This is a genomic window from Clostridium sp. SHJSY1 (assembly GCF_031626875.1).
GTDB lineage: Bacteria > Bacillota > Clostridia > Clostridiales > Clostridiaceae > Clostridium.
The window spans coordinates 1-14,370 of sequence record NZ_JANDMF010000046.1; the positions used below are offsets into that span (position 1 = coordinate 1).

Below are 14,370 nucleotides of genomic sequence, written 5' to 3' on the forward strand. Positions count from 1 at the left end.
AGCTTATTTTCATATAAAAGTAGTTCGTAAAATACTATAAATACTATCTAATTTCCTACACTAGATTTCTTTTTAATTTTTAAACTTTTATTCAATCTTTTACCATTTATAGATACAGTATAGTAAAATATACCTCGCCTGTCAATGTATATTATATTTTAAAATATATTTTTTGGTGAATTATTTCTAAAAATAAATTATATAAAAAAGACACTGCTATTTATGCAATGTCTAAAAAATTATTTAATTCAATTTGCTATATTCTATTTTAAAATCTCTTTTTACTATTAAAAAATCTTCTAAATCATTTAAGAATTGAAATAGTATAGCTCTATTTTCAAATTCATTTCTATTCTTAGGTAAATCCATTAATTGATATTCCCCTCTAAGTGTTGTAAGCTTATTTATTAAGTCAACACAATCATTATCTTCACGAATATTTATAGCTACATTATTTGTAAACTCTGATAATATTCTAGTTTGTTCATATGTCATATCAAATCTTAAAAAGTGTCTCTCCATTCTTTTTATCGCCTCAAGCTGTGCTATTCTCATATCTATGTAACTTATATAATAATTATATTTTTTAAATATATGATTATTACTTATACTCTGAGCTATAATTCTAGTGCTTTTTATTAACTCTTCAACTTCCAATAATATCTTTTGCTCATGAATCGATACAGATTGAGTAACTAAACTAACTGCCATATCAGATAATATCAATCTATATCTCTCTTCAATTTTCTCCCTATTCTCTTCAAATTTATCTTCTAGAGATACTGTATATAAATTAAAAAGCATTGCAACTCCCATACCTATTATGGTTAACTTAGCTTCATTTATAATCCATGAAACATCAATATTTGTGCTTGTTAATAAGTGTGTTGAAAGTACTGCTCCTACAACCATTCCTTCTTCAATTTTCAATCCCTTTGTTATAGATATAAAAATTATTAGAAACAAGCCAAAAACCATTGGATTGTTTCCAAGCAAAATATATAAAAAGAAAGATAAAAGTATAGCTATTGTAGCTGCAAGAAGTCGTCTTCCACTAACTAATAATGCTTCTTTTTTTGTATCCTGAATGCTTAGTATTGCAATTATTCCTGAAGTTACCCCAAATTGTAAGCCTAAATAATTAGATATGGTAACAGCTATTGTAGCTGATAACGCCATCTTAAATGTTTTTGATTGTAAATATTTTATCATCTATTATAACCCTTCTCTTTTAATAATAATTATCTATTTTATTATAAACTAGCTTTCTATTTAAATGAATACATATTTACAACTTATATTTGGGGTAACTTATTTTCTAGTTTTAGTTACTCATCAATATCTTTCTATAAATTTCATAAGCTCCATATTAAACTTATCTTTTTCATCATAAAACAATCCATGTCCGCTTTGTTCAAATTTTACTAATTTAGAGTTTTTAATAAGTCTTTTCTGTTCTTCTGCTAATGGAAATAAACAAATTTTATCATGAATTCCATGTAGAATTAGAGTTGGTACTCTGATTTTTTTCATATCACTAAACAGAGCTTCTTCACCAAGCCAAGTATTTGCAACTAATGCAGTTGACCATCCTGCTGCTTGTAATCCTAATTGGAAAAACCAATCAGAAAAAGACTTACTCACCTTCTTATAAAAAAATGTTTCTCCAAAACCACTTAACATTTTAGGACGATCTACATATGTTCCATTAATTATTTCTTTTACTGCTTCTGTTCTTAGTCCATGAGGAAAGTATGAACGTTTAATAAGACTAGGGGCTGCTGCTGCAAAAAGTGCAAGCTTTGATACACCATATCCACTATGCCTTGCCATATACCTAATAGCTATAGCTCCACCTGTTGAGTGTCCTGCCAATGTAAAATCTTTAAGTTGAAGTTCTTCCACAACAGCTCTAACATCGTCTGACAATGTATCATAATCATAACCAGTCAAAGGTTTATCAGATTCTCCAAAACCTCTTTGGTCTAATCCAATACACCTATAACCCTTTTGAGGAAGGTAATCAAATTGATATTCAAATAACTTATGGCTACCTGGCCATCCATGAAGAAATAAAATAGTATTTTCCCCTTCTGGATTAAGATCTTCTACATAAATTTTTACATCAGGTTTTACTTTTAAATAATATCCCATAATATACCTCAGATAAAAAATTTCATAATGATATTGTATTCTTATTCATATGAAAAGTTTATTTATTATACAAATATTTAGAATTCTTTTATCTTTATAGAAATATACTGCTAAGAAGGTGGTGGTTAAAATGTATAATAAACCATTAATTAAAGCTTATTCTCAAAAGAAACTAAATCTAGAATTATATTCTTTTTATATAAATTGGAAAAATCGTTATATAAGGACTATAGAAAATTCTTCTCCTAAAAAAGAATATCTCTTTTACACCTTAGATCAAGTAACTCTAAATAGTGCAGTTACTTGCTCAGAAGCTATGGGATATGGAATGGTCATCTTCCCTATTATGAGCAAATCTGATTCTACAGCTAAAGATCATTTTCATGCAATTTATAATTATATAAAATCCTATCCAAGCTTTTATAATAAAAATCTAATGGCATGGCAACAAAGAAAGAATAGCCAAGGAGAGATTGTTAATTCTGATTCTGAAACATCTTCTGCCACTGATGGAGATATGGATATTAGTTATGGTCTGCTACTTGCTGATAAACTTTTTAATAAAAATAATTCAGCAAACTACAAAACTGAAGCACTTAAAAGAATCCATGGGTTAATGGATAGTTGTGTTAATAAGAAGGATTATATCTTAACTTTAGGCGATTGGGTGGATGAAATAGAAGATAAAAAATTTAGATATGTTTGCAGAAGTTCTGATTTTTCATCTTATATTATTAGAGAATTTATTAAAGTTGATCCTATTAATTGTGATAAATGGCAACATGTATTAAAGCGAATTAGCTCTATTATCGCTCACCAAATGAAAAGAGAAAGTAAACATAATGGATTAATGCCTGACTTTTTTATGAAAAATAAAGGAAATTATGTAGTTCCCAAATTTAAAGTTTTAGAAAGCAACCATGATGGTGATTATTATTTTAATAGTTGTAGAATTCCCTTTAGATATTCTATGGACATTATCCTAAATAATAGGCCCATAACAAAACAACTTCAAATTTTAAATAAATGGGTTAAATCTGAAACTGGCCTTCATCCTAAAAAAATAAAATCTGGCTATTATATAGCAAATGGTCATCCTGGAAAAAGTTTTGGTCATCATAAGGATTTATCTTTTGTAGCTCCATTTCTTGTTAGTTCTCTTATTGATAAAGAAAATGATGATTGGATTGTTTCTCTTTGGGATATTTTAATTAAGAAGCCTATAGAGAAATGTACATTTTATGAGAATACATTAAAACTTTTAGCTATGATAGTAGCTAGTGGTAATTGGCCTGACTTGTAATTTATTTTTATGTCCCTAAATCCTCTACAACCCGCATTTTACCAGCATATTCTGTAGAATATAACCATATATATGGTGAAGAATATTTCCATATTTATTCTTAAGAATATGCTGTTATAATTATCACAAGGCAATTAGTGCATGATTAGGAGGAGTGAAGATGAATGATATAAACATACTGTTGTGGTTATTTCCTATACTTTTTATTTTTCATCACTTTGAAGAAATAATTTTAACGAAATCTTGGATACATAAAAACAGATTATATTTATGGATATATTCATCAATTCGTAAAAAAAATATGAAGAACAAAGCTAAATGGCCTGTTTATCAAAAACAAGCCATTTAACTTTTTGATTATTCCCATATCTTATTGTTAGCATTTTTATTATTCTTTATATCAGCATATTTCATTTCAAATTCTACATGATCACCAACTGCATGAGGAACATTAATACTAATTCCAATAGAATCTTCAGTTAAGTAACAAGAAGTAGTTGGAATATTCATCATTTCCTCTTTTACATCTGACTTTTGGAAATCTGAAAGCAGAGAATTATCATCCATGGTAGTACTGACTATATTATTGATATTAGCTCTATATTCTTCTTCAGTTTTTGCATCTTCAGTATGAACATATGGAATAAACTTTCCTTTTCTAAAAGAATTCACAAGATTCTTATCTACTTTAACAAGGTCAGATAACTTCATTATTTTTTCATTATTTAAATCTATATTTGTAGTATAAAACACATTATCTGGATGCATGGAACTAGCGAAATTGGCTACACCTGAATATTGAATGCTCACTGCCTTTGAATTCAATAATGTTATTTTATAATTAATGTCCAAAGTTAAATTATCTTCAACACCCTTGCTAACATATGATAAAGCACCATCCTTAATCATTTTATTTATATTAGACTGTTTATTGCTATCACTTAAACCTTTAATTTGAGGATAGTAAATAGTTACTTTCTTATTTTTATACATTTCTTTAGTGGTTTCAAGCTTTTCTTTACTTGTATTTGTAGATTTTGTTTCATTAGTGGTTTTATCTTTTGTAGTGCTATCATCTACTGATTGCTGAGCTTCTGTCTTTGTTCTTTCTTGGGAATTGGTATCATTTGATGCTTGCTTATTACTGCAACCTACCATAAAAATCCCTACAGAAATTAACATAGTTATTAATATTTTTCTATTCATAATTCCTCCACTTTTTCTTGTATTTACTTGAAATCTCTTTACTAATTTTAATATCCTAATTTGCATAAAATGTATTTCAACTTATTATAACATTACTCAACATTTCTAAGAAGAGGATATTAATTCTATTTATTTGATTGTCCCTTATCTAATTCAATTACTATATCATCTAATACTATTTCTCCATGTGCTGGATGATTTTCATCTATTGGAAGATCAAAATTAACTATATTTCCATTTTCATCAGCTTTTGCTCCTCCCCCACCATTTCCCAATCGCATTTTAGGAGAAATTATAAGTTTAGTGGCCTTATCATCTAATTTTTCAAAAGTTTTGCTCCATTTAAACCTTTGTCCATCTGCATCTCTACGACCTCCATTCCCTTCACCCTTATAAACATTACCCAAGTCATCTCTTACTTCAATATCTAAGTCTTGCCAGAACCACTTTTTATCAAACTCTTTAGGTGTTTCTTGAGAGTAATTTATAATACATGACATTTCAGTTTCTGTTATACTGTCAATAAAAGCTTTAATTCCACTTTTTTCTGTAACTTTATTTATAATCTTTTTTTCACTTTCTACTGCTTTTAAGCTTAACTCAAAATCCCAATTTCCTTTTACAGATTTATCCTCACCTTCTTTTGATGTCATATCACTTATTTCTCTTATATTTATTTTAAAATTAACCTCATCCATTTCTTTATTTATAGTATTATTGTCTTGCCCTATATAAGTGTTTTCTCCAACTTTTTCAGTTATTGAACCTCCACCTGTTCCACCCATATATCCATCTATTGTAAGTATAGGTCCACCAGCACTTATAAATGGTTTTTCGCCTAAATCCTTATCACTCTTTATCTCATAGGTATAAATTATAGTTTGCCCATCAAATACTGCATCTTTAATAGTTACAGTAACTCCATTGCATTCTCTACTCATATTAATTTTACTTGCATTCTCTTTATATTTATCATATACTCCAGTCCTACCCCCATCTAAAAACCTAAATATATCCCCAATAACAGGAATCTCAGATGCATATGCTGGATTTGTAACACCAATTGTTACTATTCCTCCAACTATTAGAAACCCTGCAGCTACTGCAACTTTCCATCCTGTTTTGAATTTTCTATTCTTCTTCATTGCTTTTCTTAAATTAGTTTTAACCTTTTCTTTTTCAAAATCACTTACTTCCATTTCCTCTATCTCATTTTCATCTATATTAACCTCATTTAATAGTTCATAAACATCCTTCATCCCTATACCACCTCCAAATTTATGACTTTAGCACTTTTACTCAGTTTTTTCTTTCCTCTGTAAATCCTATTATCTACTGCTGCTCTAGTGATTCCTAACTTTTTAGCTATATCACAAGACTTTGCTCCTAAGAAAAATTTCATGATAAAAATCTCCCTATCTATTGGTTCAAGTTTATTTACTAATTTAAGTATTTCTTTTTTATCTTCACTATAAATAACTTCATCTTCTACTGAATTATTTATAGGTAAATTACTTTCATCAAAACTAACTTCTGAAATTTTATTAATTTTCCTATAATAATCGATAGCCTTAAATTTAGATATTTTATATATCCATTTCTTAAAATCTAAGTCCTCTTCTCCTGAAAACTTTTTTGCATTTTTCCATACAGAAAGGAATACATCATTTATGCATTCATCTACTAATTCTTCTCTATTTATAGGGAATAATACTTTATATACTGCAGCTTTAACTATTGGTAAGTATTTATCTACTATGAATTCTAATGCATCTTCTTTACCATTCTTTAATCTTTTAATATAATTCTCTTCATTACATCTCATATATACTCTCCTCTTTATTTTCTGTAAAAGCTCTTACATAGAATATAACGTAAAAAAATGAATTTTTTCTCATAAAATTAGAATTTCAATATAACTTTTATATATATATTTCCAAATAGTTTGTACAACGCTCTTGCTATAAGAAATATTTTCTTTAAAATATTTGCTTTTATTTTAACTTGCAACAATTAATTTCATAAATCATCTTGTTTTTCCCTATTTTTACATATATAACAAATTATGGTCATGACTTTTTCTATTCAGTTAACTGTACAAACGTTAAAAATACTAAACTTAGGGGGAAAATTTATATGAATAAGAAAAAACACTTACTTACATTACTTGGAACAATATTAATGTTCCTCTCTTTTGTTACTTCTAATATTGCTTTTGCTGCAGATGGAGCTACAACTCCAACTCTAAATATTACACCTAACAATGAAGGAAATTATGTTTCTTTAAATTGGACAAAGCCAGATTCAACACAAAATTATTCTTATATGATTTATTCTAAAAAATCAACTGATTCACTATTTCAAAGCATACCTGCTAAAAATAATGTCAAAGTCTTGAATGTTTATCCTGGCAAAGGAAATAACTTGAAAACATGGATGGAAACTAATGGCTATGGTAAGGGTCTCATATCTGTTGATGAAGTTGATATAGATACATTCAATTCCAGTCCTGATAGTTATTTAAAAGATGTAACTGGCAATTGGAAGTATGATGTTATATATGAAGGTGCTTGGGATTCCAATAATAATAAGGATTTTTCTGAAAACGCTGAAAAAACTATTGAACAATTTATCAAATCTGGACGAGGCTATTTAGCTGGACATGATACACTTTACTCTTCAGGTTCAACCCAAAGTAAATTATCTAGTTACGCGAACATCATTACAGGTGTCTCTACAGTTTATGGTAACACTTCTATAACAATAAATAAAAAAGGGTTACTTACAAACTATCCTTGGAATATAGGTGATGTAGGTAAAAACTTAACAGTTCCAGCTTCTCATACAAATCAATATGCACAAGGAGATATCTGGATTAAATATAATGGAAATTCTTTAAACAATAACACTGAAATAACTAGCTATAATGGTCAAGCAGCTACTAATAACTTCTACTTAACTACATGGAATAATACAGCTATGATTCAAACCGGTCATTCAAATGGTGAAGCTACCGAGGATGAACAAAAAATCTTAGCAAATACTTTATTCTACTTAGCTCAAGTAACAGATACAACAAGCTGGGACGACCATAAAGGACAAGATTTAGATGCCCCAACTAAACCAAACATAACAAAAGTATCAACTGATGTAGTTGGAAATAAAACTAACATAACTTTTGATCCTTCAACAGATAATGGTACTACTTATGATTATTATGTTGAAGCTAAAAATGCAACTACTAGTGCTACAACAAAATCAGATATTAAAACAGGAACTATAACTACTGGATTAAAAGGATATTCTGTTGTAGTTGACCAAAAGCCAGATACAATTCCTTCAAATACAATTACAACTACTTCAAATAACTTTACTGTAGATCAATCATATTCTAGTGATTTTTATGTTCATGTTGCTGCAATTGACAATGCAGGAAATATGTCTGAAATATCACATTATAAATACTCTTATCCAACACTTACATTAACTCAAAATCAAACTTCAGATCCAAGTGACCCTGTTACAATTACTGCAACAGCTACAAGCTCTACATCTGAAATTGAAAAGATTCAAACTCCTGATGGTAATTGGATTAACGCTTCAACTACAGATTATATAGTTAATGATAATGGAACTTATTCTTTCACAGCTATAGATAAAGATGGTCATAAAACCACTCAAAGCATCACAATTTCTAGCATCATTCCTAAAATAGTTTTAAATGTAGAACCTGAAAAAGATAAAATACACTTAAACGAAAATGTATCCGCATTATTAATTATGGATAACATTAAAGAAATCGCAGCTGAAGATGTAAGAATTAAATATGATAGTACTAAACTTCAATTCTTAGGATGTAACGAGCTAGATGGAATAAAATTAGCAAAAAATGATGTTCAAAATGGTGAATTAAGATTTATTTTAGTAAGCAAAGGATTACCTAATGTAGTTAATTCTAAAAAAGCATTATTAAAACTAAATTTCAAAGGAATTGCTCCTGGGGATGCTTTAGTTGATGTAACTAAAGGTCGTGTTTCTGATGGTATTGCAATGGAAAAAAATCTTAAGGACGCAGAATGTGGACAAGCTGTTATTAATATATCTGATAAAGAATTAATTGATGTTAATAATGATGGTGATTTCTCTCTATTAGATTTAGCTATTGATGGAAGACATTATGGTGAAGATCCTTCAACTCTTCCTCAATACAATACCGATGTAGTTATTAATGGTGCTATTGATGACAATGATTTTTCTGAAATAGTTAAACTTATGCTTAAAAATCCTAACTATAATTTCTAAAAATATAAAAAAGAAAGTGATATCTAAATCAGTAGATATCACTTTCTTCTATTTAAATTTCAACTTTTTCTTATGACAATAAAATTCTAAACTATTTCTTCAATTTCTCATTATATAATTTTGTCAATTCATCAACATATTCTTGTCCACCAGTTTTCAACCACAAATCTATTGCTTTTTTATATCCTTCTTTATCAATTTGTCCTGCAACATATTGTATCCTTGCATCAGTCATTATATTGGTCATTTGGACTCCCTTAGTTACAAATACATCTGACATTAATGGTTCTGTTTCATTAACTACCATTTTATTAAGTCCATCCTTCAATAACTCTTTTCCTCTCTTCTCTAGATTTGTTCCTTTATCTTCTTCACGAAGATCATAGTTTGCTACATTAGGCGACATTTGCCAGAATGAATTCAAATTCATAGTATTAGCTTGGTCAACAGCAGTATCTCCTGTTACTATATCCACATATTCATTGCCTTTAACTTCATATTGTTTTCCTTCTATACCTCTTTGCAATAAAATAGCAATATCCTCACTGTTTATTTTATCAAGAAAATCCAAAACCTTCTTTAGCTGCTTCTCATCTTTAACACTTTGTTTAGGTATCATCATCATTGATGAATATCCTGATGATGGTAGAACTTTATCTCCACCACTTGGTGTAGTGACATTACTAATCATGGTTACCCATTGATCACCATTTCCATCCTTTCTTCCATTTCTCTCTGCCATAGCTTCAGCTATTTGGAATGCTCTTGTTTGTGTATCAACTATGACTCCTGCTTTCCCATTTAAGAAGTCATCATTCCATTTATCAGTTTCTCTTACTGCAAAATCATTATTCATTAAACCTTCATCATATAGCATCTTAAAGTAATCTAGTGATTTCATATATTCATCTGTCATAAAATCCGGACTAACTTTACCATCTTCAACTTTTGTAACGTTTGGTGCACCAAACCAGACTGCCATTTGATCAAATGGACTAAATGCATTGATTGCTCCCCACTTTGGAACTATCATTCCATAAGTATCGTTTTTCCCATTTCCATCAGGATCATTATTTTTAAAAGCTTTAAGCATTGCTGTAAATTCTTCTAATGTTTTTGGCTCTTTTAACCCTAATTTATCAAGCCAATCTTTTCTTATTATTGTTGCAAAACGTGCAACATCTCTAATACGATATATGCCATAAGTTTCTCCATTAAATGAAGCATTTAATTTTATTTTTTCATCCTCTTTTGCTAAATTAGGATAGTCACCTAAATAATCATCTAATTTCCAAAAAGCTCCTTTCTTTACAAGATTAAGAGCAGCTGCTGACTTACCTGATACTATAATTTCAGGACATTTATCTGAAGCCATAGTTATTGAAAATTTATCAGCATAACTTGTATTTGGAACCCATGTAATATTTACCTTATATCCTGTTTTTTCTTCAAGGGCTTTAAGAATATCGCAATCATCTTTTGGAGCTGTTTCCATCATTAATGGAACCATTAATGATATAGTCTTGTCATTATTTTCAGTTTTGTTGGACCCACACCCTGCCAAAATATTTAATGACATAAGTGCCGTTAATATTAACCCAATTTTCCTAACTCTCATAAATTTCTCCTCCATAAAATCAATAATTTATAATTATAATATTTCTCTTAAAGTTATTTATTTTGTTTGGCATAATTGTTCTTTTAAATGCTTACATAATCTAATTTCTAGGAATAGGAACCTTTGACCAATCTATATCAGATCCAAAATAGAAACTTGTATATGCTGGTTGATTATAACCATCATTTTGTCTTGCCACATCTGTTCTATATTGGCGATCTTGCATTAAAGTATATAATTTATGATTTGTTATTTCTGTACTAAGATAAATACGTATAGCTGAATTATCTGTTTTTCTAAGCAATAACTCTTCTCTCCAGTCACCAAAAATATCAGCAACCAAACAAGGATTCCCCTTAGTACCATTGTTTGTATAAGTTCCATCAGCTGTGAGAATTGGAATACTCTTTTTAGTATCTTTATAATCCCACTTTTGAATAGTTGGAGTTGTTGCTTGGGAACCATCAATTATTTGTGTTGTCATATCTGCTCCCCACTTTATGTTTGCATTAGTTCCAGGGGCAGTACCTTCCATGACAGTACCATTGGCCTGCCAGAATCCATTTGACCAAAGCTCTAATCCTGGTTTAGTTGGATCAATATCTCCTATCATGCAACGTCCAGTATCTTTTCCTGAATAGGTCCCAAATATAGTCTTTCCAGCTTTTGCATCACGAAGAGAAGATCCATAAGGAACAGAAGTTCCGCCTTCATGACACATAAATATCTCCAAACCTTTTCTGCTAGGATCAATATCAGCAACATGTATTGAATCACCATGTCCAAGTTTGCCCTCTTTTCCTGGCGATGCACTGCCTTCTGGAAGTATATCAGAAGAACTATATAATAATTTCCCATTATGATCTATGGTTGCAGAACCATACACTATCTCATCTTTTCCATCATTATCTACATCTGCTGTAGTTAAAGTATGAGCCCCTTGTCCTGCTAGTGTTGCATACTCTGGATTTAATTCATCCTTCCAATTAGCTCCAGAATCATTAAATGGATTAGTCATCCTTGTCCACCCACTATCTACAAACCAATTTTGCTTAATCTTATTACCATTCCAAGTGTAGGTGGCAATAGTTGACCTTGTATAATATCCACGTGCAAATACAGCATATGGTTTTTTCCCATCTAGATATGCAACTCCTGCAAGAAAGCGATCTACACGATTAGCTGGTTCAATTCTTGTCCACGAATAATCTCCCCACCTAAGTCCATCATCCTCACGCCCTGGAGTGTATTTAACTGTATCCATCTCTTTTCCTGTTGCTCCATTAAATACAGATAAATATTCAGGTCCATCAACTATAAATCCTTCATATTCTCTTAATTTATTTTTTTCACTCCTACTAGGTGCATATACATCCATGAAGTAATCTGTTAACTTCATAGCATCTTCCTTAGATAATGGATAATTATATTGTTTTTCTATACCAAAACATTCCTCAAGAGTTTTTGGCCAGTTCCCATTTACAACTTCAGGATGCTTATCCCAATTCATAAACATATTTACCACATGGTCATAATAACCTTGTGCACTCAATCTATAGTCATCTTTATTACTGTAACCAGCCTCAATATCTTCTTTTGGCATAGTTATATATTTTTCTGAAGATATATTGCCCTTTTTATCATATCTAGTAATTTTTGTTCCAGGTGCAGTCTTTAACATTATTTCAGCTTTTCCATCTCTATCAAAATCATAAACCATAAATTGAGTATAGTGTGCACCTGCTCTAATATTTACACCTAAATCAATTCTATATAAAAGTGTTCCATCAAACTTATAGCAATCAATATAAGTTTTACCTGTATATCCTCTTTGGGATACATCTTTAGAATTTGATGGATCCCATTTTACAAAGTATTCATACTTTCCATCTCCATCTACATCTCCAACACTCATATCATTTGCATTATAAGTATAGGCTTCTCCATTTGGATAAAGTACACCTTTAGGTGTTACTCCATCTGCTGGTTTCTGTAATGGCAGATCATAATACTGATTCTTCCATGGAGTTACAACTTGACTTTTATCAACTTCTTTTCCTTTAACTACAGCTCTTACATAATATTTTGAAGAAGAATCTCCATCCTTGTCTTGATAGTTGGTGCTTTCTTCAACAGTAGCTATTTTCTTACCATCACGATATACATTGAAATTTGCACCTGTAAGTCCAGTATCAGAATGCCCCTTAACTTCATCTGCTGTTAACCTCCAGCTAAGAAATACCCCTTTAGATGAAGTAGTATAAGTTATTGTAGCAACTAATCCCCTATCAAGATGCTCTGATTTCATTAATGAATCACCTGCCCATTTCCCCTCCTTTGAATTAAAACTTTCTTCACTTGCAAATACACTAACAGACCCTGAAAAAAATATAGACATAGATAGAATACAAGATAATATCTTTTTGCTATACAAAGCTTTTTTCTTAAACATTCTTATCCCCCCTAGTATCACCTAATTGTTAATCTTTTTGTAATCGTTTTACTTAAAATGCTAATAGATACACTTTAAGCTACATAACTGCATCCCTAAAATGCTGTTATTAAAATCGAAGTATCTTTTCTTCTCTCCCTCCTTATATGGAACTATTTGTTAAATTTTACATATATATAATTATATCTCACCCTTATACATAGGTATACTAAAATTATTAGAAATAGACTATTAAAGTTTATTTTTATGAAAAATAAACAAAGAAAGTGATATCTCAAAAAATAAATAGATATCACTTTCTTTTTTATAATTAATTTTTCTCTATATTCCAAGATACCTTAAAGCTTCCCTTATGCTCTCCTTCTACCTTAATTTTATATTTACCATCCTTACTTATATTAATCTTTTCCTCTATAGTTTTTTCTGGATTCTCTGTGCTATAAATTTTATTATTATCCTCATCTGTTACTGAGACTTCTAAACTTCCACTTTCTGTTTTCACATCTATATTTAACTCAAGTATATCTCCTGATTGTAATTTTAATTCCGTATACTTATTACCACTAAAACTACTATATAACATTTTCATATATGATTTTCTACTATTTTCCCAACTTAATTTAGTTACATAACTCCCCCCACTACATCCTGTAAAATACATACAAACTAGTAATGTAAGAATTAATGATAATATTTTTCTTTTTAGCTTCATAAAGTCACCTCCAGATAAATCTATACTTCCTTATAAGTATATTAATATATCTATTTTTTATTTTTTCTCTTAAAATACCTTTTTCTGTATATCAAATAAATTATTGTTGGCCAGGGTGCTTGAACTAACCCTATAATTCCCCAAATCCAAGGATAAGGAATATCCTTTTTCATTGCATCTCTAAAAATAAGAGTTCCCTGTATAATAAGAATTATAGGAACACAAATCAAAGTAATTTTTGAACCTAATGTCACCGTGCTTCCCTCCTTGATTTCTTTCTTAAAAGAACAAAATTTATTATCAATAATAATATTAATAACACAGTTTGAACTATCATAATAATTTTTACTGAAGTCTTTATATATATAAATCCAATTAATGTTGCTACTAAAATAGCAAATATTAAAAATCTAAAAGTTGCTTTTCTAAGTTTTAAACTAAATCTTATCTCTTGCCCCTTTTCTACTACAGAACTCACATCAACATTAATAGGAACTTTATCATCAAGGCTACTTACAAGAGACATCTTATCTAGTGCTTCTTTTAATTCCAATTCATCAGAAGTAGATTCATCCAATGAACCATCATAATATTTTTCTATATTTTCATCAAAAGATTTCATT

Annotated in this window: 13 protein-coding genes; 3 read left to right on the top strand and 10 right to left on the bottom strand. The window is 29.6% G+C overall.

The annotated features are described in order from the left end of the window. Nucleotides 1-243 precede the first annotated feature (243 nt). Together NNC19_RS18200 and NNC19_RS18205 are read right to left on the bottom strand one after the other, a co-directional pair. On the bottom strand, nt 244-1,212 hold the full coding sequence (locus NNC19_RS18200; protein WP_310940109.1) for an aromatic acid exporter family protein: 969 nt from the start codon (nt 1,210-1,212) through the stop codon (nt 244-246). Between the two features lie 123 nt (nt 1,213-1,335). Next, nucleotides 1,336-2,154, bottom strand: coding sequence for an alpha/beta hydrolase (locus tag NNC19_RS18205; RefSeq protein WP_310940110.1), 819 nt, complete (start codon nt 2,152-2,154; stop codon nt 1,336-1,338). Nucleotides 2,155-2,284: 130 nt separating this feature from the next. On the opposite strand from NNC19_RS18205, the gene NNC19_RS18210 reads away from it, so the two are divergent. Both NNC19_RS18210 and NNC19_RS18215 read left to right on the top strand, forming a co-directional pair. Further along, nucleotides 2,285-3,457: a glycosyl hydrolase family 8 gene (locus tag NNC19_RS18210; protein ID WP_310940111.1), complete on the top strand. Its 1,173-nt coding sequence runs from the start codon at nt 2,285-2,287 to the stop codon at nt 3,455-3,457. 160 nt (nt 3,458-3,617) lie between these two features. After that, entirely contained in the window at nt 3,618-3,806 is a 189-nt protein-coding gene (locus tag NNC19_RS18215) for an HXXEE domain-containing protein (RefSeq protein ID WP_310940112.1), read from the top strand. Between the two features lie 8 nt (nt 3,807-3,814). Here the strand turns inward: NNC19_RS18215 and NNC19_RS18220 are convergent, their stop codons facing one another. From NNC19_RS18220 to NNC19_RS18230, 3 genes are all read right to left on the bottom strand, one after another. Continuing rightward, nucleotides 3,815-4,663, bottom strand: a complete 849-nt coding sequence (locus NNC19_RS18220; RefSeq protein ID WP_310940113.1) for a hypothetical protein — start codon at nt 4,661-4,663, stop codon at nt 3,815-3,817. 125 nt (nt 4,664-4,788) lie between these two features. Next, nucleotides 4,789-5,922 carry a DUF4179 domain-containing protein gene (locus tag NNC19_RS18225; protein ID WP_310940114.1) on the bottom strand — a complete coding sequence of 378 codons (1,134 nt, stop codon included), beginning with the start codon at nt 5,920-5,922 and terminating at the stop codon, nt 4,789-4,791. Between the two features lie 2 nt (nt 5,923-5,924). Next, complete coding sequence (locus NNC19_RS18230) at nt 5,925-6,488, bottom strand: sigma-70 family RNA polymerase sigma factor (RefSeq protein WP_310940115.1); 564 nt, start codon at nt 6,486-6,488, stop codon at nt 5,925-5,927. Nucleotides 6,489-6,799: 311 nt separating this feature from the next. Between NNC19_RS18230 and NNC19_RS18235 the strand changes: the two genes are divergently transcribed. Continuing rightward, complete coding sequence (locus tag NNC19_RS18235; RefSeq protein WP_310940116.1) at nt 6,800-8,965, top strand: hypothetical protein; 2,166 nt, start codon at nt 6,800-6,802, stop codon at nt 8,963-8,965. A 91-nt stretch (nt 8,966-9,056) separates the two neighbouring features. Here the strand turns inward: NNC19_RS18235 and NNC19_RS18240 are convergent, their stop codons facing one another. From NNC19_RS18240 to NNC19_RS18260, 5 genes are all read right to left on the bottom strand, one after another. Further along, nucleotides 9,057-10,583 (bottom strand): extracellular solute-binding protein, encoded by a 1,527-nt coding sequence (locus NNC19_RS18240; protein ID WP_310940117.1) that lies wholly within the window; start codon nt 10,581-10,583, stop codon nt 9,057-9,059. Between the two features lie 100 nt (nt 10,584-10,683). After that, a complete protein-coding gene (locus tag NNC19_RS18245) occupies nt 10,684-13,035 on the bottom strand; it encodes a rhamnogalacturonan lyase (RefSeq protein WP_310940118.1) in 2,352 nt (783 codons plus the stop codon). Nucleotides 13,036-13,345: 310 nt separating this feature from the next. Beyond that, entirely contained in the window at nt 13,346-13,747 is a 402-nt protein-coding gene (locus NNC19_RS18250; RefSeq protein ID WP_310940119.1) for a hypothetical protein, read from the bottom strand. A gap of 50 nt (nt 13,748-13,797) precedes the next feature. After that, nucleotides 13,798-14,001 (bottom strand): hypothetical protein, encoded by a 204-nt coding sequence (locus NNC19_RS18255; RefSeq protein WP_310940120.1) that lies wholly within the window; start codon nt 13,999-14,001, stop codon nt 13,798-13,800. Then, nucleotides 13,998-14,369 carry a hypothetical protein gene (locus NNC19_RS18260; protein ID WP_310940121.1) on the bottom strand — a complete coding sequence of 124 codons (372 nt, stop codon included), beginning with the start codon at nt 14,367-14,369 and terminating at the stop codon, nt 13,998-14,000. The genes NNC19_RS18255 and NNC19_RS18260 overlap by 4 nt, the downstream gene beginning before the upstream one ends. Nucleotide 14,370 lies beyond the last annotated feature (1 nt).